The 18,236-nt window shown below is 69.6% G+C and carries 18 protein-coding genes and 1 pseudogene; 11 read left to right on the top strand and 8 right to left on the bottom strand.

Going from position 1 to position 18,236, the window contains the following annotated elements:
- Nucleotides 1–86 (bottom strand): annotated as a pseudogene (locus CVH10_RS08130) (type VI secretion system tube protein Hcp); the annotation flags it as partial.
- 503 nt (nucleotides 87–589) lie between these two features.
- Between CVH10_RS08130 and CVH10_RS08125 the strand changes: the two are divergent.
- Nucleotides 590–1,267, top strand: coding sequence for a TVP38/TMEM64 family protein (locus CVH10_RS08125; protein ID WP_035593688.1), 678 nt, complete (start codon nucleotides 590–592; stop codon nucleotides 1,265–1,267).
- Nucleotides 1,268–1,331: 64 nt separating this feature from the next.
- On the opposite strand, the gene CVH10_RS08120 is transcribed toward CVH10_RS08125, so the two are convergent.
- Both CVH10_RS08120 and CVH10_RS08115 read right to left on the bottom strand, forming a co-directional pair.
- Complete coding sequence (locus tag CVH10_RS08120) at nucleotides 1,332–2,657, bottom strand: glycosyltransferase (RefSeq protein WP_035593690.1); 1,326 nt, start codon at nucleotides 2,655–2,657, stop codon at nucleotides 1,332–1,334.
- Entirely contained in the window at nucleotides 2,654–3,604 is a 951-nt protein-coding gene (locus CVH10_RS08115; protein WP_035593999.1) for a LysR family transcriptional regulator, read from the bottom strand. Before CVH10_RS08115 ends, CVH10_RS08120 begins: the two co-directional genes overlap by 4 nt.
- 105 nt (nucleotides 3,605–3,709) lie before the next feature.
- On the opposite strand from CVH10_RS08115, the gene CVH10_RS08110 reads away from it, so the two are divergent.
- From CVH10_RS08110 to CVH10_RS08075, 8 genes are all read left to right on the top strand, one after another.
- Nucleotides 3,710–4,789 carry a tartrate dehydrogenase gene (locus CVH10_RS08110; RefSeq protein ID WP_035593692.1) on the top strand — a complete coding sequence of 360 codons (1,080 nt, stop codon included), beginning with the start codon at nucleotides 3,710–3,712 and terminating at the stop codon, nucleotides 4,787–4,789.
- A 123-nt stretch (nucleotides 4,790–4,912) separates the two neighbouring features.
- Nucleotides 4,913–5,509, top strand: coding sequence for a lipocalin family protein (locus CVH10_RS08105; RefSeq protein WP_106488319.1), 597 nt, complete (start codon nucleotides 4,913–4,915; stop codon nucleotides 5,507–5,509).
- 116 nt (nucleotides 5,510–5,625) lie between these two features.
- Entirely contained in the window at nucleotides 5,626–6,645 is a 1,020-nt protein-coding gene (locus tag CVH10_RS08100; RefSeq protein WP_106488318.1) for an SMP-30/gluconolactonase/LRE family protein, read from the top strand.
- Between the two features lie 266 nt (nucleotides 6,646–6,911).
- Complete coding sequence (locus CVH10_RS08095; RefSeq protein ID WP_035593696.1) at nucleotides 6,912–7,904, top strand: succinylglutamate desuccinylase; 993 nt, start codon at nucleotides 6,912–6,914, stop codon at nucleotides 7,902–7,904.
- Nucleotides 7,905–8,123: 219 nt separating this feature from the next.
- A complete protein-coding gene (locus tag CVH10_RS08090; protein ID WP_035593698.1) occupies nucleotides 8,124–8,894 on the top strand; it encodes an ABC transporter ATP-binding protein in 771 nt (256 codons plus the stop codon).
- A 24-nt stretch (nucleotides 8,895–8,918) separates the two neighbouring features.
- Nucleotides 8,919–9,623 (top strand): ABC transporter permease, encoded by a 705-nt coding sequence (locus CVH10_RS08085; protein ID WP_035593700.1) that lies wholly within the window; start codon nucleotides 8,919–8,921, stop codon nucleotides 9,621–9,623.
- Nucleotides 9,623–10,354 carry an ABC transporter permease gene (locus tag CVH10_RS08080; protein WP_035593702.1) on the top strand — a complete coding sequence of 244 codons (732 nt, stop codon included), beginning with the start codon at nucleotides 9,623–9,625 and terminating at the stop codon, nucleotides 10,352–10,354. The genes CVH10_RS08085 and CVH10_RS08080 overlap by 1 nt, the downstream gene beginning before the upstream one ends.
- 162 nt (nucleotides 10,355–10,516) lie before the next feature.
- Nucleotides 10,517–11,284 (top strand): transporter substrate-binding domain-containing protein, encoded by a 768-nt coding sequence (locus CVH10_RS08075; RefSeq protein ID WP_035593704.1) that lies wholly within the window; start codon nucleotides 10,517–10,519, stop codon nucleotides 11,282–11,284.
- A gap of 133 nt (nucleotides 11,285–11,417) precedes the next feature.
- Here CVH10_RS08075 and cadR read toward each other — a convergent pair whose 3' ends face one another.
- Nucleotides 11,418–11,873, bottom strand: a complete 456-nt coding sequence (gene cadR, locus CVH10_RS08070) for a Cd(II)/Pb(II)-responsive transcriptional regulator (RefSeq protein ID WP_106488317.1) — start codon at nucleotides 11,871–11,873, stop codon at nucleotides 11,418–11,420.
- 206 nt (nucleotides 11,874–12,079) lie between these two features.
- On the opposite strand from cadR, the gene CVH10_RS08065 reads away from it, so the two are divergent.
- A complete protein-coding gene (locus tag CVH10_RS08065) occupies nucleotides 12,080–12,865 on the top strand; it encodes a TraX family protein (RefSeq protein ID WP_106488316.1) in 786 nt (261 codons plus the stop codon).
- A gap of 23 nt (nucleotides 12,866–12,888) precedes the next feature.
- Here CVH10_RS08065 and CVH10_RS08060 read toward each other — a convergent pair whose 3' ends face one another.
- Nucleotides 12,889–14,088 (bottom strand): cation:proton antiporter, encoded by a 1,200-nt coding sequence (locus CVH10_RS08060; RefSeq protein ID WP_035593710.1) that lies wholly within the window; start codon nucleotides 14,086–14,088, stop codon nucleotides 12,889–12,891.
- A gap of 165 nt (nucleotides 14,089–14,253) precedes the next feature.
- The gene (locus CVH10_RS08055; protein ID WP_106488315.1) at nucleotides 14,254–15,153 is read right to left on the bottom strand and encodes a LysR substrate-binding domain-containing protein; all 900 of its coding nucleotides are present in this window, start codon (nucleotides 15,151–15,153) and stop codon (nucleotides 14,254–14,256) included.
- Between the two features lie 64 nt (nucleotides 15,154–15,217).
- Between CVH10_RS08055 and CVH10_RS08050 the strand changes: the two genes are divergently transcribed.
- The gene (locus tag CVH10_RS08050; protein ID WP_369335753.1) at nucleotides 15,218–16,264 is read left to right on the top strand and encodes a YeiH family protein; all 1,047 of its coding nucleotides are present in this window, start codon (nucleotides 15,218–15,220) and stop codon (nucleotides 16,262–16,264) included.
- Between the two features lie 68 nt (nucleotides 16,265–16,332).
- Here CVH10_RS08050 and CVH10_RS08045 read toward each other — a convergent pair whose 3' ends face one another.
- Together CVH10_RS08045 and purE are read right to left on the bottom strand one after the other, a co-directional pair.
- Entirely contained in the window at nucleotides 16,333–17,445 is a 1,113-nt protein-coding gene (locus CVH10_RS08045; RefSeq protein WP_035593713.1) for a 5-(carboxyamino)imidazole ribonucleotide synthase, read from the bottom strand.
- Nucleotides 17,446–17,472: 27 nt separating this feature from the next.
- Nucleotides 17,473–17,982, bottom strand: coding sequence for a 5-(carboxyamino)imidazole ribonucleotide mutase (gene purE, locus CVH10_RS08040; protein WP_035593715.1), 510 nt, complete (start codon nucleotides 17,980–17,982; stop codon nucleotides 17,473–17,475).
- Nucleotides 17,983–18,236: the final 254 nt, after the last annotated feature.

Raw genomic sequence — 18,236 nt, 5'->3', positions numbered from 1 at the left:
TTGCCGACGGACTCGGGGGTGAAGGCACCGGCGGTGATGTTGCCCTGGGTCTGGCCTTCGATGCTGATATAACACGGGGTAGGCATGTGTCTGCTCCTTGACGATGAATGACGGTGTCCGATGGACGTCTTAAAGGAGCATTTCCTGGGCCAGGATGGACATATATCATGCAAATCAGCGTGTTATAAAAATCACGCCGCGCCAGACTAAATACGTTTAGGCAAGATCTTGCCCAGATCGAGCAAGAAGTTGCCCAGCGGGCAAGATCTTGCCCGTCTTTCTCAGCCCCTCTCGGCCCCTCTCAGACGCTCTCGACCCCGCTCAGGCCCTTGGCGTGGCGAAAGGCATCGACAGAGGACACCGCGCCGCCCCGTGAACGAGCCGTCGATATGGGCATCGTGAAGCCCCTGCCATAGCGAGATGCCGGCATGCCGACGGGCAGCTCGAGCGATCACGCCGCAAGCACGACCACGGACGAACGCGTGTGGTCTCATGATCGAGGCTTGCCGGACCGGAGCGGCGCGAGGCTTTGGGCCATGGCGTCACTGCCGTATGCTGTGGCCTGAGCTGACCAGGAATCCCGTGCCCCATGTCCCGATCCCTCGGCGTCGTCGCCCTGACCCTCACCCTTCTCGTCGTCCTGGGCCTGCTGTGGCAGTGGCTGGCCATGCAGGACCTGCTTACCGTCGACAGCCTGATGGCGCTGGCCAAGGGCTCGGTGGCCTGGCGCGACGCGCCCTGGGCGGTGCTGGTGGTGATGGCGGTCTACGCCGGCGCCTCGCTGGTGATGTTCCCGCTGAGCCTGCTGGTGGCGCTGACCGGGCTGCTGTTCGGCCCCTGGTGGGGCTTCGGCTACGCGCTGGCCGGCACCCTCGCCGCCTCGGTTCTGACCTGGTGGGTGGGCCGCAAGCTCGGCCGCGACGCCCTGCTGCGCCACGGCGGCCAGCGCCTTAAGGGCCTGTCGCGCTACCTCTCGGGGCGCGGTATCCGCACCATGACGCTGGTGAACCTGCTGCCGCTGGCGCCCTTCACCCTGACCAACATGATGGCCGGGGCCTTTCACCTGCGCTTTCGCGACTACATGATCGGCTCGACCCTGGGCATCCTGCCGGGGCTCGCCGGCGTGACGCTGCTCGGCAGCCAGCTCGGCGAGCTGGCCGCCGCCGACAGCCGCAAGGACGTGGTCATGGCCCTCGGCGGGCTGGTGCTGGGCGTGGCCCTGCTCTACGGGCTCAAGCGCTGGGCCGAACGCCGCCGGCGGCGCTGAGGCCTGGGCCGGGCGGCCCGAGTCGAGGCCGCCGGTCTGGAAGGCAATTCACTTGGAGGTCAGCTCATTTCGAGGGCAGTTCGGGCTCGTCGGAGCGGTTGCCGGGCCACCAGGAGGGCCGTTCCTGCTCCCACTCCTCCTGCACCAGGTGGCGCAGGATCCGCCCGCGATAGCGCAGCATCTGCCATTCCGCGCCCAGCCGGCCGCGCACGCGGTCCCAGCCGCCGTCGTCGGCGTGGGTGAAGGGCCCGCCGCTGGCGATCGCCCGCCGGTAGACGGCCAGGCAGCGCTCGGCGCACAGGCGCTCGTCGTAGTCCGCGGCGGTGGCCTGGGCACCGTGATGCAGCGGCAGGCGCCGCGCCGGGTCACCGAGCTCGTCGAGGGCCGCCGCCATGGCTTCGGCGTCATCCTCGGCCAGCAGCCGCCCGTTCTCTTCGTCCGCCACCACCTCCACCACGCCCGGCGCTTCGACCGCCACCACCGGCAGGCCCGCGGCCATGGCCTCTGCCACCACCATGCCCTGGGTCTCGCTGTGGGAGGCGAAAGCGAAGACGTCCATGGCGTGATAGGCATCGATCAGCGCCTGGCCCTGCAGGCGGCCGGTGAAGTGGACGCGCTCGTCCACGCCCCATTCCTCGGCGACCATGGCCATGCCCTCGGCGGCGTCGCCGTCGCCGACCACCAGGAAGTGGGCCTCCGGCCGGGCATCCAGCGCCCGGCACACGGCCTCGGCCAGGAACACCAGGTTCTTCTCGTGGGCCAGCCGTCCCAGATGGCCGATCACGTAAGCGCCCTCGGGAATGCCCTGCGCTTCCCGGCAGCCGGCGCCGTTGCCGTCGGTGAAGCGCGCCGTGTCCACGCCGCTCGGCACCACGCGGATCTCGGGATTGCCGTCGCGCGCCAGCAGCAGGTCGCGGATGCTCTCGCTGGGCGCGATCACGGCGTCGCACAGCCAGGTGTACTGGGTCGCCAGCGCCACGGCGAAGCGCTGCATGCGCGGCGAGTCGCCCGGCACGTAGTGGGTGTAGTGCTCGTAGAGGGTGTGGTGGGTGAACACCAGCGGCAGGCCGTAGGTCTCGGCGGCCCGGGCCGCGGTGTCGCCGAGCAGGAAGGGGTGATGGGTGTGCACCAGATCCGGCTCGAAGGCCTCGATGGCGTCATACAGCTGACCGGGAATCGGCACCGGCAGGGAGAAGTCGCTGCCGTTGAAGTGCTGGACCGCCGCCACCCGTACCACGTCGGCCTCGAAGTCCGGCTGTCCCTCCAGGCGCGGGGCCACCACCAGCACCTTGTGGCCGGTGGCCTGGAGCTGGCGCTTGAGCCGCTGCACGGACTCGCTGACGCCGCCGACGATGGGCAGATAGGTGTTGGTGAACATCAACACATTCACGGTGGCGACACTCCTTGCCGGGTTTCCAAAAGCCCCTCCCGAGCCGGGACGCGTCCCGGCATCTCCTGCTCAAGATAGGCGATGAAGGCGCGAATCCGCAGCGGGACGTGGCGGCGCCGATCATACACGGCATGAAAGTCGGCGCGCACGCCCTGCCAGCCGGGCAGCAGTTCGACCAGCCGCCCCGCCACCAGATCCTGGTGCACGTCCCACCAGGAGCGCAGGGCGATGCCATGGCCGTCCCGGGCCAGGCCGCGGATCACCTCGCCGTCGTTGCTGGCCATGGGGCCGGTGACCTTCACCGCCCGCTCCTCGTTCGGCGCCTCGCGGCGCTCGAAGCGCCACACCGCGTAGTCGCTGGCGATCTCGCGCAGCACCAGGCAGGCGTGCTGCGCCAGGTCGGCGGGCTCGTTGAGCGGCGGCATCGTCGCCACGTAGCGCGGCGCCGCACACAGCACCCGCCGGTTGGCCAGGATGCGCCGGGCCACCAGCCGCGAGTCCGGCGGCTCGCCGACCCGGATGCCGATGTCGATGCCCTGGTCGGCCAGGCCGAGCGGGAAGTTGGTCAGCTCCAGGCTCGCCTCGAGGCGCGGGTGCCGGGCGCGGAAGGCCGACAGCAACGGCGCCACGTGGCGGCGCCCGAAGCCGAAGGTGGCGTTGATGCGCAGCGGCCCGGAGAGCTCGGCGCGATGATCGCCGAGGGTCTCCTCGAGCTCGGTCAGGTCGTCGAGGATGGCCGCGCCGCGGGCCAGATAGCGCTCGCCCTCGGCGGTCAGCGTGAGGCGCCGGGTGGTGCGCGCCGCCAGCGACACGCCCAGGCGCGCCTCGAGCCGCTGCAGGCGCTTGCTCACCGCCGACAGCGACAGTCCGAGCTCGCGAGCGGTGGCGGTCAGGCTGCCGGCCCGGGCCAGGCACTGGAAGAAGGCCAGATCGTCGAGGGGCGTCACCGTATTCTCCACCTGAACTCAATAATGGCTTGAATGTTACCCCGATTATCTCCGCCCTGTCCGCCGCTAGACTGGGGGAACGCTCATTCCCCGACAGGAGTTCCCATGACCCAGCGCATCGCCGTGCTCGCCGGTGACGGCATCGGCAAGGAAGTCATGCCGGAGGGCCTGCGCGCCCTCGCGGCCGCCGCCCGCCGCTTCGACCTCGACCTGACCTTCGAGGCCTTCGACTTCGCCAGCTGCGACTACTACCTCGAGCACGGCCAGATGCTGCCCGACGACTGGCACTCGACCCTGGTCGGCTTCGACGCCCTCTACTACGGCGCCATCGGCTGGCCCGAGACGGTGCCGGACCACGTCTCGCTGTGGGGCTCGCTGCTCAAGTTCCGCCGCGAGTTCGACCAGTACGTCAATCTGCGGCCGTGCCGCCTGCTGCCGGGCATCCAGAGCCCGCTGGCCGGGCGCAAGCCGGGTGACATCGACTTCTACGTGGTGCGCGAGAACACCGAGGGCGAGTACTCCAGCGTCGGCGGCACCATGTTCGAGGGCACCGAGCGCGAGGTGGTGATCCAGGAGACGGTGATGACCCGCACCGGCGTCGACCGGGTGCTGAAGTACGCCTTCGACCTGGCCCAGACCCGCCCACGGAAGAAGCTGACCTCGGCCACCAAGTCCAACGGCATCGCCATCACCATGCCCTGGTGGGACACACGCGTGGCCGCCATGGGCGAGCGCTACCCGGAGGTCGAGGTCGACCAGTTCCACATCGACATCCTCACCGCCAACTTCGTGCTGCACCCGGACTGGTTCGACGTGGTGGTGGCCAGCAACCTGTTCGGCGACATCCTCTCCGACCTGGGCCCGGCCTGCACCGGCACCATCGGCGTCGCCCCCTCGGCCAACATCAACCCCGAGGGCACTTTCCCGAGCCTGTTCGAGCCGGTCCACGGCAGCGCCCCGGACATCGCCGGACGCGGCATCGCCAACCCCATCGGCCAGATCTGGTCCGGCGCCATGATGCTCGAGCACCTGGGCCACCCGGAGGCCGGCGCGGCCATCCTCGCCGCCATCGAGGCGGTGCTCGCCGCGGGCGACGCCGGGACCCTGACGCCGGATCTCAAGGGCCACGGCACCACCGAGGGCCTGGGCCGCGCCATCGCCGAGCGCATCGCCGCCGACGCCTGAATCGGGCCAGAACCAGGGCTGAATCAGGGCTGAATCAGGGCTGAACAGGGCGGCGCGGCGGCTGACACGCCGCCGCGCCGGCCCTATGCTGGCAGGGAATCGGACCCCCCCAAGGAGGCCAGGATGCCCACCGCCACCCGACGTTTCCCGCGCTATTCACTGCCCGACCGCGGCCGGGCGCTGCTCGGCGCCGCCCTGCTGCCGCTCGGGCTCGCCGCCTGCACCGGCATCCCCCAGGGCACCCAGCCGGTCGACGGCTTCGACGCCGAGCGCTATCTGGGCCGCTGGTACGAGATCGCCCGCTTCGATCACTCCTTCGAGGAGGGCCTGGACTGCGTCACCGCCGACTACGCCCGCCGCGACGACGGCGGCATCCGGGTGATCAACCGCGGCGTCGACCTGGACGCCGGCGAGGTGGACGTCGCCGAGGGCAAGGCCTATCCGATCGGCGAACCCGGCCAGGGTCGGCTCAAGGTCAGCTTCTTCGGCCCCTTCTATGCCGGCTACAACGTGCTGGCGCTGGCCGACGACTACGACTGGGCGCTGGTCGCCGGCCCCGACCGCGACTACCTGTGGATTCTCTCGCGCACCCCCGAGCTGGCCCCGGACACCTACCGCGACCTGGTCGAGCGCGCCGAGGCGCTGGACTTCCCGGTGGACGAGCTGATCGAGGTGGAACAGGGCGAGACCGCCTGCGCACCGTGGCGCCGCGAGAGCTGATCGTGCGCCCCGCCAAAATGTACAACATACGTTCGTCGTAGTTACACATACATAGGCTTCAGGCCATCCTCACGGACGCACTCCGAACAACAAACGTGCTTCACATGAGGTGACATATGACGATAGGACGCCGTCAGTTCCTGGCCGGGACCGCCGCCCTGACCGCCGCGGCGGGCTCGCCCTCGCTGTTCGCCCGCGCCGAGCCGCCCGCGCGCTATCCCAACGACTGCTGGCAGGTGCTCGACGAGCGCTTCGAGCGCTACATGCTGTTCAACTCGCCGCTGGAGCGGATCTGGAGCGGCGGGCTGTGGCTCGAGGGGCCGGCCTGGAACGCCGTGGGCCGCTACGCGGTGTTCAGCGATATTCCCCGCGCTCGCCAGATGCGCTGGGACGAGGCCAGCGACACGGTCAGCGTGCTGCGCCACGAGGTCGGCCACTCCAACGGCAACGCCTTCGACGACCGCGGCCGGCTGATCGCCTGCGAGCACTCCCCGGCCCGGGTGGTGCGCTATGAATGGGACGGCGGCATGACCGTGCTGGCCGACGGCTGGCAGGGCAAGCGCCTCAACGCCCCCAACGACCTGGTCACCCTGCCCGGCGGCGGCGTCATCTTCACCGATCCCGGCTACGGCGCCCACGTGGACTACGAGGGCCACAAGCGCGAGCTGGAGATCGAGCCGGCGGTCTACTACGTCGATGACAGCCTGGACGAGCCTCTGCGCCTGACCACCGCGCCCTACAAGCCCAACGGCATCGGCCTGAGCCCGGACCGGCGCACGCTCTACGTCACCGACACCGCGCCCTCGCACTACCCCGACCAGCCCGCCGCCATCTTCCGCTTCACGCTCGCGGAGGACGGCAAGGGCGCATCGGACGGCGAGCGCCTGGTGGAAGGCCAGGGCGAAGGCTACGACGGCATGGCCGTGGACGAGGACGGCAACCTCTGGGTCGGCACCTCCGGCGGCGAGGGCAAGGACGGCGTCAGCATCTTCACCGCCGAGGGCGAACGCCTCGGCCGCATCCTGCTGCCCGAGGTCTGCGCCAACGTCTGCTTCGCCGGCGAGGACCGCAACCGGCTGATGATGACCGCCAGCCGTTCCGTCTACACCCTCTACACCGGTGCCCGCGGCGCCTGATCCCGCCACGACAGGCTTCTCGACGCGCGCTCGCGGCGCACCGTTCATCCGGCGCCCGGCCCCGATGGCCGGGCGCCGGCTTTTCACTCAGGCACCGGGCTTTTTCATCAAATCGACAGCCGGCCTTGCGGCGGCCGTCGTGGCACCGGAAGGTAAGGCCAGACTCCGTCTTCACAACGATATAACAAGGATTCTGCCCATGCCCCGCATCACGGTGCCATCGGCCCGACAGGCCGCCGCCCATCCGCCGATTCCGCGAGGTCGACATGCTGGCTGAGTGGCTCTCCACCACCCTGGACGGCGCCCCCGCCGCCAACGGGGGCACGCTGCCCGGCGGCCGCTACCGCATCCTCGGCCCCGGCCTGCTCGAGCTCCTGCCCGCGGCGCCGTCGCCCACGGCCCCGGCGCTGGTCATCTCGGCGGGCATCCACGGCAACGAGACCGCCCCTATCGAGCTGCTCGGCGACCTGCTGGCGCGGCTGGAGGCCGGCCGACTGACGCTCGGCGCCCCGACGCTGGTGATCCTGGGCAACCTCGAGGCGATCCGGGCCGGCACGCGCTTCGTCGAGACCAATCTCAACCGGCTGTTCCGCCGCGGCCTCGACGCCGAGGGCCATGAAGCGGACCGCGCCCGCGCGCTGATGACCGCGGTCGACGCCTTCTTCACGCACCACAGCGGGCGCCGCCGGATCCACCACGACCTGCACACCGCGATCCGCGACAGCCAGTATCCGCGCTTCGCCGTGGACCCCTTCGCCGAGGCCGCCACGCCCGACGAGCAGTGGCGCTGGCTGGCCGGTGCCGACATCCAGGCGGTGCTCCACCAGCACACCCACAGCTGGACCTTCTCCCACTATTCGAAGCACTACCACGGCGCGGCGGCCTTCACCCTGGAGCTCGGCCGCGCCCTGCCCTTCGGCGAGAACGACCTGGCGCCCCTGGCGCCCATGGGTACGCTGCTCGCGGCGCTGGTCGAGAACCGCCCCCCGGCGGAACGCCCGACGGCCGACATGGCCTTCTTCCGCGTCGAACACGAGCTCAAGCGCCATGCCGAGGACTTCCGGCTGTGCTTCGCCGACGATACGCCCAACTTCACCGAGTTCGCCCCCGGCACCCGGCTGGCCGAGGATGCGGTCGACGGCGCCTTTACGGTCGGCGAGACGCCGCTGCGGGTGGTGTTCCCCAACGCCGCCGTCGAGATCGGCGCCCGGGCCGCCCTGCTGGTCAGCGCGGTCGCGCCGCCGGACGAGACCGACTGAGCGGCACCACCGGGCTGGCAGGATGCCAGCTGACTATCGGACCAAGGTTGAACGAACGGAGAGGCAAGAAGGCCTGCCGTTCACGGTCGAGACTGGTAGAATCGCCCCCTTTTTCACGCCGGACCGTCTCGAACGGTCTCTGGGGCCCTGCCCGAAGTCGCGTCGCCGGTGCGATTTCCGGCAGCGCCCAGGTGATCCCTTCGAACTGGAGCCTTTTCCATGGCCGACACCCCGATTCCGCTGGAAGTGCGCAACATCAAGAAGCGCTTCGGCGACAACTACGTCCTCAAGGGGCTCTCCCTGCAGGCCCACAAGGGCGACGTCATCACCCTGATCGGAGCCTCCGGCTCCGGCAAGAGCACCTTCCTGCGCTGCATGAACCTGCTCGAGCAGCCCGACGAGGGCGAGCTGATCGTCCACGGCGATCCGATCCGCTTCAAGGAGACCAAGCACGGCCGCGAGCCGGCGGACTGGAAGCAGGTCGTGGCCATGCGCGCCCGGCTCTCCATGGTCTTCCAGAGCTTCAACCTGTGGGCCCACATGACGCTGCTGGAGAACGTCATCGAGGCCCCGGTGCACGTGCTCGGCAAGTCGAAGCAGGACGCCATCAAGCACGCCCGCGAGCTGCTCGAGCGGGTCGGCCTGGGCGAGCGCGCCGACTACTACCCGGCCCAGCTCTCCGGCGGCCAGCAGCAGCGCGGCGCCATCGCCCGGGCGCTGGCCATGGACCCGGAAGTGATGCTGTTCGACGAACCGACCTCGGCGCTCGACCCGGAGCTGGTCGGCGACGTGCTCAAGGTCATGCGCGACCTGGCCGAGGAAGGCCGCACCATGATCGTGGTCACCCACGAGATGGCCTTCGCCCGCGACGTCTCGACCCAGGTCGTCTACCTGCACCAGGGCCAGGTCGAGGAAGCCGGGCCGCCCGAGCAGGTGCTGGGCAATCCGCGCTCCGAGCGTCTCAAGCAGTTCCTGGCACCCAAGCACTAAGGCGCCCGCACGAGGAGATCACCCATGATCGATCTGCACGGCTACGGCCCGCGCCTGTTCGAAGGCGCCCTGATCACCGTCGAGCTGGCGGTGCTGTCGCTGCTCCTGGCCATCGTGCTGGGACTCGCCACCGCCAGCGCCAAGATGTCCCGCCACTGGGGCCTGCGCCAGCTCGGCACGCTCTATACCACCGTCATCCGCGGCGTGCCGGACCTGGTGCTGATGATGCTGCTGTTCTTCGGCGGCCAGATCGGCATCAACGCGGTCACCGACTGGCTCTACTACCAGTTCGACGTCGACATCTTCATCAACGTCAACGAGTTCGTCGCCGGCGTGGTCACCATCGGCCTGATCTTCGGCGCCTACATGGGCGAGACCTTCCGCGGCGCCTTCATGGCCGTGGACAGCGGCCAGATCGAGGCCGGCCGCGCCTACGGCATGCGCCCCTGGCTGGTGTTCCGCCGCATCCGCTTCCCGCAGATGATGCGCCACGCCCTGCCCGGCCTGTCCAACAACTGGATGGTGCTGCTCAAGACCACCGCCCTGGTCTCGGTGATCGGCCTGTCGGACATGGTCCGCGTCGCTTCCGAAGCCTCCAAGGCGACTCGCGAGCCCTTTACCTTCATGATCATCGTCGCCGTCATCTACCTGCTGATCGCCAGCGTCTCCGAATGGGGCTTCGCTCGCCTGCAGAAGCGCTATGACATCGGCTACGGGGAGGCGAACTGATGGACGCCCTGATGAACTGGCTCGAGGCTCAGCTGGCCGACAACAGCATCTTCACCCTGCAGACCCTCTCCTACTACGGCGACGGCCTGGTCACCACGGTCCAGCTGGTGTTCCTGTCGCTGATCATCGGCCTGGTGCTGGCGGTGCCGCTGGCCATCGGCCGCGGCTCGAAGCACGCCTGGGTGCGGCTGCCGATCTTCTTCTACTGCTACGTGTTCCGCGGCACGCCGCTGCTGGTGCAGCTCTACCTGATCTACTACGGCGTGGTATTCGTCGAGGGCATCCAGGAGACCTGGCTGTGGGTGATCCTCGAGAAGCCCTTCGTGCCGGCACTGATCGCCTTCACCCTGAACACCGGGGCCTACACCACCGAGATATTCCGCGGCGCGATCAAGTCCACGCCCAGGGGCGAGATCGAGGCGGCCCGGGCCTACGGCATGTCCTGGGGGCTGATGATGCGGCGCATCGTGCTGCCCAGTGCCTTCCGGCGCGCGCTGCCGGCCTACGGCAACGAGGTGATCTTCATGCTTCACGCCAGCGCCATCGCCAGCGTGGTGACCCTGATGGACCTCACCGGCGCGGCCCGCTTCGTCTATGCTCGCTTCTACGCGCCCTTCGATGCCTTCCTGTTCGTGGCGGCGATCTATCTGTGCCTGACCTTCACGATCATCTATGTCTTCCGCCGCCTGGAGAATCGGCTGCTCGCCCACCTCAAGCCGGCGGGCGGCTGAGGCGAGCGTCACGGGCGGCTGAGGCGAGCGTCAAACGAACGTTGGGAACCAACGTTCGTTCCTGCGCTTTCGACCCGCCCGGCCTTCCGCTAAGGTGGGCGGGTCATCATCCCAGAGTCGCCGCCCACAAGGTGGACCATCAACAACAAGGGGAGTCCCTCCATGAAGTTTCAGAAGATCCTGAGCCTCGGCGTGCTGAGCGCCGCCATGATCGCCGGCACCGCCAGTGCCGACGTCCGCGACATCCGCATCGGCGTCGACGTGCCCTACGAGCCGATGGAATACCGTACCCCGGACGGCGAGCTGACCGGCTTCGACATCGACCTGGGCAATGCCCTGTGCGCCGAGATCGGCATTCAGTGTGAATGGGTCGTCCAGGGCTGGGATGGCATCATCCCCGGGCTGAAGGCGCGCAAGTACGACGCCATCATGTCCTCGATGACCATCAACGAGCAGCGTCGCGAGCAGGTGCTGTTCTCCGACCCCTACATCACTCCGCCCTCCGCCTGGTTCGCCCCGGCCGACAGCGAGATCGTCACGCCGGACGCCGAATCCCTGGACGGCAAATCGATCGGCGTGCAGCGCGGTACCCTGCAGGACAACTACGTCACCGACATGTACGGCGACGTGGCCGACGTGAACCGCTACGCCACCGCCGACGACATGGTGCTGGACATGGATGCCGGCCGCCTGGACATCGCCTTCCTCGACTTCCCGATCGGCAAGTCCACCCTGATCGACAGCGAGGCCGGCGACTACAAGACCGTCGGCGAGAAGATCAGCGAGCCGGTGGAATACTTCGGCGAAGGCTTCGGCATCGCCTTCCGCCAGCGTGACGGCGAGCTGGCCGAGGCCTTCAACGAAGCGCTCTCCACGCTCAAGGCCAACGGCACCTACGACGAGATCGAGGCCAAGTACTTCAGCGAGTAAGGTCTTCAGCGAGTCAGGCCTCCAGAGCGCCGGCGCCGAGACACACCGGGCGCCAGGCCAAGAAACGCCAGCGGCCCCGACAGAGTCGGGGCCGCTGGCGTTTCAGGGGGACGTGCTGCCGCGCCGGCCCCGCTCACAGCCGCGGATGCACCCCCGGCACATGGTCGTCGGCCGGCGCGTTGGTTGCGGTGTCTTCCGGCGGGTGCGCCAGGGCGTCGAGGATGCCGCACTCGGCGGCCAGGCGTTGCCCTTGGCAGCGGCTCCGCAGCGTCCTGAGCGAGCGCTCCAGGGCCTGCAGCTGGGCAATGCGGGCGGCCACGTGATCGAGGTGGGCATCGATCAGCGCATCGGCGTCACGGCAGGGCTGGTCGGGGTGATCATGACACTCCAGCAGCGCGCGGATCTCGTCGTGGGTCATGTCCAGCGCCCGGCAGCGGCGGATGAAGGCCAGTCGCTCGACATGGGCCTCGCCGTAGAGGCGGTAGTTGGCCTCGCTGCGAGCGGGCTCGGGAAGCAGCCCCTCGCGCTCGTAGTAGCGGATGGTGACGACGCGGCAGTCGGTGCGCCGCGCCAGTTCGCCGATCTTCATGAGCAGGCTCCGATATGGACGTTGTCGGCAGAAACGTTCCCTATAGAGACTATAGGCAATACGTGAGACAAGCCGGCATGACCGGCGTTCGCCTCGATGCCGGTCGGCGACACCCTGTGCAGGAAATCGACAAGGCAGCGCCACGTGCCGAACCCGCTCGCCACACGCCGGTCATCGGAAGGGTCACCCATGACAAGGAGATCGCGATGTCCCTCGCCGCCAACGCCGATGCCGGCGTCGCTCGCCCTTCCTCGGCCTGGACGGGCTGGGGCCAGTGGCTGGCGCTGATCACCATGACCCTCGACCATCTGTCGCGCTACGCGGTGCCCGAGGCCTGGGGACTGGACTGGATCGACTCCTCACTGGGGCGCATCGCCTTCCCGCTGTTCGCCGCCATGGTCGCCTGGCACGGGCTGTTCAACACCCGCGATCCGCTGCGCTACGCCCGCCGCGTGCTGGTGATCGGCCTCGTCGCCCAGCTGCCCTATGCGCTGATGCCCCGGGATATCGATGGCCTGATCCTCAATATCTGCTTCACGCTGTCGCTGGGCCTGATCGGCGGCGCCTGGCTGCTGAGCCTGCCGGCACGGCGGGGGCGCGGTCTCGCCGCCTGGCAGATGACTGCCGAGGCGATCGCCGCCCTGGCGGTGTGGGGGCTGGCGGGCCCGGTCGTCGAGTATGGGCATCTGGGCCTGCTGATGATCCCGCTCTACATGCTGGCGATGCAGCGCCTGCACGCGCCCGCGGCGACGCCGGACGCGCGCCTGTTGGGGCTGATGTCGGCGCTGCCGGTGCTGGTCACCGCCGGACTGATGAACAGCTCCCCGATGGCCAAGGCCTTTACCGTCGCCACCTGCCTGGTGGCGCTGCTGCTGGCCGCCGGCGCCCACCGGCTCTCGCCGCGGGTGCCCTTCACCATGCCCCGCCGCCTGTGGCTGGCCTGGTATCCCGCGCACTTCGCGGCCATCGCGATATGGCTGGCGCTCGTCTGACGCCCTTTCGCCCCGCCACCGGCCTAGCTTTCTTCGCGCAGTACCCGTCGGACCAGCATGGGCCCGACGGTCTCGAACACCAGGGTCGAGGCCACCACCGTCGAGAGCAGCAGCGTGCCATGCTCGGGAAAGCGCTCCGCCGCGAGCAGCGCCATGCCCATGGCCACCCCGGCCTGGGGCGTGAGGGCCAGGCCGATGTCCCGGGGCAGGTCGGCCTGGCGAACCCTGGCCAGACGCCCGCCCAGCATGCCGCCGAGCAAGCGGCCCGCCAGCCGCAGCGCCAGATAGGCCAGGATCAGGCCCTGGGCCTCGTGAAGGTGCAAGAGATCGACGCTGGCGCCGGACAGCACGAAGAAGAACACCAGGAAGGGCCATTCGATGTGCTCGATCTCGCTGAACGAGCGGGTATGGTGGCGGGACAGGTTGGCGATCAGCATGCCGGTGACCATGGCCGCCAGCAGCGAGGAAACGCCGAGCCAGGTCGACAGGCCGGCGAGCAGCAGGATCAGGGCGATGGCCTCGACCTGGGTGGGCTGTCCCGGCGCCAGGCGCCCGGTCAGCCAGGCCGCGGGCAGACCGATGACAGCACCCAGCAGCAGCGCCCCGCCCAGCTCCCAGACCGCCTCCAGCAGCAGGTGCTCGCCACCGGCCGCCCCCTGAAGCCCCCAGCCCAGCACCGACATGGCCAGCCCGAAGACCAGGATGCCCCAGGCATCGTCGATGGCCACGATGCCCAGCAGCAGGCGGGCCCGCAGCCGAGTGTCGCCGCTGGCATGAATGCTCTCCTGGACGGCGGCGGGATCGGTGGCCACCGAGATCGCCGCCAGCGAGACGGCCACCGCCAGCGGGAATCCCAGCGCCCAGAGGCCCAGTCCCACCGCCAGGGCGCCGACCCCGACCACCGACAGCGAGACGATCAGGATCAGCGGGCCGGTGGTTCGCAGGCGCGCCAGGGTCAGCTCGCCGCCCAGCAGGAAGGCCACCATGACCAGGGCCACCTGGACCAGCGGCTCGCCGAGACCGTCGAGGAGGCGACCGGCAGGCAGCCCCAGCACCAGCTGCTGAACGATCGCCACGCTCAGCCCGACCAGCACCAGCAGCGAGATGCGCGGTAGCCGGGTGCGGCACGCCACGGCATCGGCAAAGATGCTGGAGGCCAGCAGCCCGCCCAGCACGATCAGCGCCGCCGCCGCGGGCGGCAGATCGTTCACGACCGGGAGCATGTCCCTCTCCTTCGTCCTGGCATCGCGTCCTGTCCTTCTCCGTCCCTGTTCGCGTGCCGTTGGCCCGCTGGAAGGCACACCGGGCCGCTGCCTTCGCCCGGCCTTCAGTGTATGCCAGCCTCGCGAAGGCGCTGCGGGGTCAGATCAAGAAAGCGGTTCTCGGCTTCAGCCATCGCCCCGGGACTCGACGAGGAACACCTTGAAGGCCTGCCACAGCGGGCTGCGGTAGCGTTCGGGATGCCACACCAGCGAAAAGGTGCGGCACAGCACCAGCCGGCTGTCGAGCGCCACCAGCTCGCCGCGCTCGCGCTCGCCGGCCACGCTCAGCGCCGACAGGCAGCCGAGCCCGAGCCCCGCCAGCACCGCCTGCTTGATCGCCTCGTGCTGCCCCAGCGACATGCGCACCCGGGGCATCAGGCCCAGATCGCGCATGGCCTGCTCGAACACCTCGCGGGTGCCGGAGCCCGGCTCGCGCAGGATCCAGGGTGCCTCGGCGAGATCGCCGTCCTCCAGGTCGCCGCGACTCGCCAGCGAGTGGCCGGGCGCGGCCACTACCACCAGCCGATCCTCGCACCAGGGCTCGCTGACCAGCGCCGGCTCGCGGCACTCGCCCTCGATCAGCCCCAGGTCAGCCTCCAGGCGCAGCACATCGCCCACGACCTCGTGGGTGTTGCGCAGCCGCAGGCGTAGATCGGCGCGAGGATGCGCCTCGCTGAAGCGCCCCACCAGGCCGGGCAGCAGGTAGGTGCCCACGGTGGCGCTGGCCGAGACGTCCAGCGTGCCGCGCAGCTCGCCTTCTGGCTCACGGGCCGCGGCGACGAAGCCGGCCATGTCGTCGAGCAGCGCCTCGGCCCGGGGCAGCAGGCCGCGCCCCAGTTCGTTGAGCACCAGCCGCCGCCCGGGGCGCTCGAACAGCGCCACGCCGAGCTGACGCTCCAGGTCGGCCAGCGCCTGGCTGGTCGACGACGGGGAGAGCGACAGCGCCTCGGCGGCGGCGCTGACCGTGCCGAGACGCGCGACGCTGGCGAAGACCTGAAGCTGGCGGAAGCTGACCTGGGGCGACATATCGGTTTTTCCGAAAAGCAGTTTCGTTATCAGCTGATAACCATTAGCGCTATTAGGGCATAGCATGGGCGCCATGAACAACGTCTCCTTCCCCACCGCCCCGATGCGCGAGGCCCTGTGGCCGGGCCTCGCCCTCTGCGCCCTGCTGACTCTCGGCGGCACCGCGCTCTCGCGGCTGCCGATGCTCGCCGAGGCCGGCGTGAGTCCGCTGATGCCGGCGCTGCTGCTGGGCATGGTGGCCGGCAATCTGCCCCTGGCCCGCCACCTGAGCCAGACCGGCCCCGGGCTCGCCTTCGCCACCCGCCGGCTGCTGCGAGGCGGCATCGTGCTGTTCGGCCTCTCGCTGACGCTGCAGCAGGTGGCCGGCCTGGGGCCGAAGGTGCTGGTGCTGGACGCACTGGTGATCGCCGGCGTGCTGGCCGGCGGCTACGGGATCGGCACCCGACTGCTGGGGCTCGACCGCGACACCGCGCTGCTGACCAGCGCCGGCAGCGCCATCTGCGGCGCCGCCGCGGTGCTGGCCACCGAGTCGACCATCCGTGCGCGCCCGGCCGCTACCTCGATGGCCGTGGCCACGGTGGTGCTGTTCGGCTCGCTGGCGATGCTGGTCAACCCGCTGCTCTATTCGCTGCTGGACCTGCCGCAGGGCCTGTTCGGCATCTACATCGGCGCCACCGTCCACGAGGTCGCCCAGGTGGTGGCCGCCGGCGAGGCGGTGGGTCCGGAGGCGCTGGCCAACGCGGTGATCGTCAAGCTGGTGCGGGTGATGCTGCTGGTGCCCTTCCTGCTGATCGTCGGCCAGTGGTGGCAGCGCCGGCAGGCAGGCGGCGCCGAAGACGGCGATCGCGGCCGCCTGGTGATCCCCTGGTTCGCCTTCGGCTTCCTGGCCATGGTGGCGTTCAACAGCCTGGTCGCCCTGCCCGCCCCGCTGCACGCGGCCCTGGTGCAGCTCGGCCAGCTGGCGCTGACCATGGCCATGGCGGCGCTGGGGTTCGAGACGCGCCTTTCCCGGCTGCGCGCCCTGGGGCCGAAGCCCTTCCTGCTGGCGCTGATCCTGTTCGCGCTGTTGGTGGGCGGCGGCGGGCTGGCCAGTGTGCTGATCATGGGATGACACCGGATAACGGAAAAGGCCGCGCCCGAGGGGCGCGGCCTTTTCCTGTCAGCCGATGAGGCGAGGCCTCACTCGAAGCTGAAGCTCGGCGCCGGGGCGTCGGGCAGCAGGGCCGCGCAGGCGCGGACCTTCTCCAGCAGCGCATCAAAGGTCGGCGCCACCAGATTGACGTGGGCCAGCTTGCGGCCCGGGCGCTCGCCCTTGTCGTAGCGATGCAGGTGGGCGTCGTCGATCTCGAGCAGCTTCGCCGCCTCGCCCTCGCGACCGATCACGTTGACCATGCAGGTCGGCGCGCGAGCGGCGGTGCTGCCCAGCGGCAGGCCCTGGATGGCGCGCAGGTGGTTCTCGAACTGGCTGGTCACCGCGCCATCCTGGGTCCAGTGGCCGGAGTTGTGCACCCGAGGTGCCATCTCGTTGGCCAGCAGGCCGCCGTCGCGAGTCTGGAACAGCTCCAGGGTCAGCACGCCGACGTAGTCGAGCTCGTCGAGCAGCGCACGGATGTAGCCGTCGGCGGTCTGCTGGACGGCGTCGTCCAGGTCCGGCATCGGCGCCACGGAGTAGCGCAGGATGCCGTCGACGTGGACGTTCTCGGCCATCGGGTAGAAGGCCACCTCACCGTCGCGACCGCGCACGGCGATGATCGACACCTCGCGCACGAAGTCGACGAAGGCCTCGACGATCAGCCGCGGGTGGTTGATCGAGCGCCAGGCCTCGGCCGCATCGGCCGGGTCCTTGATCACCGCCTGGCCCTTGCCGTCGTAGCCCTCGGTGACGGACTTGGCGACCACCGGCGTGCCCAGCTCGCGCGCCGCGGCCTCCAGCGCCTCGGCGCTGTCCACCAGGCGATAGGCCGGGGTCGGGATGGCCAGGCGATCGAACAGCGCCTTCTCCTCGGCGCGGTGCTGGCAGACGCGGATCGCCTCGCTGCCGGGGTAGACCGGCTTGCGCTCCTCGATCGCCTGGACCAGCGCCACCGGCAGGTGCTCGAACTCGTAGGTGACCAGATCGACCTTCTCGAGGAAGCTCTCGAGGTGCTTCTGGTCAGTGTCGATCATGACGTCACCGATGCCCGCGCTGGGGTGGCCGGTGGTGTCGAGGAAGGTGAAGCGGTTGGCCAGCGGATAGCCCGCCAGGGCCAGCATCCGGCCGAGCTGGCCGGCTCCGAGTACGCCGATGTTCATCGTGGTTGCCTCGCTCGTCGCTCGCGGTCAGGGAAGGGGGCGCGGGTCGGGATTGTCCAGCACCGTCTGGGTCTGCTCGGCGCGGAAGGCCTCCACGGCCTCGCGCACCTCGGCATCCTGCAGGCCGACGATCTGGGACGCCATCAGGCCGGCGTTGGTGGCGCCGGCCTTGCCGATGGCCAGGGTACCCACGGCGATGCCGCCGGGCATCTGCACGATCGACAGCAGCGAATCCAGCCCCTTGAGGGCCTTGGACTCCACCGGCACGCCGAGCACCGGCAACGCGGTCTGGGAGGCCACCATGCCGGGCAGGTGGGCCGCGCCGCCGGCGCCGGCGATGATCACCTGCAGGCCGCGTTCGGCGGCGGACTTGGCGTAGTCGAACAGCAGGTCCGGGGTGCGGTGGGCCGAGACGACGCGTGTCTCGTAGGGCACGCCGAGGCGCTCGAGCATGGTCACCGCATGTTCCATGACCGGCCAGTCGGACTTCGACCCCATGATCACGCCGACCCGCGGCGTCTCGTTCGATGCTGTCATCCTGGGCTCCTGAAAACGGGAATGACGCCACCTCGCAGCGCATGCCGCGGGCGGATGATGAAAATCGGGAACCCGCTATTCTAACAGAGCCGCGACGCGCCTACCTCTCCCACAGCGCCGGGAAAGGGGGCGATCGCGGCAGGTCGTCCCGATTCGATCCCTCCCTGCGGCCCCAATGTCGCCACCAGGCGACAGCGGGTTTCAAGCTTCCTGCAGATTAGCTTGATAGGGTGATGATCGAAGCGGTCGACAGG

The sequence above is a fragment of the Halomonas sp. ND22Bw genome (genome assembly GCF_003011945.1).
In the GTDB taxonomy this organism is placed as follows: Bacteria; Pseudomonadota; Gammaproteobacteria; order Pseudomonadales; family Halomonadaceae; genus Halomonas; species Halomonas halophila.
Note: the sequence above shows the minus strand (reverse complement) of the source record. Positions and strands in the feature narration are given on the sequence as shown.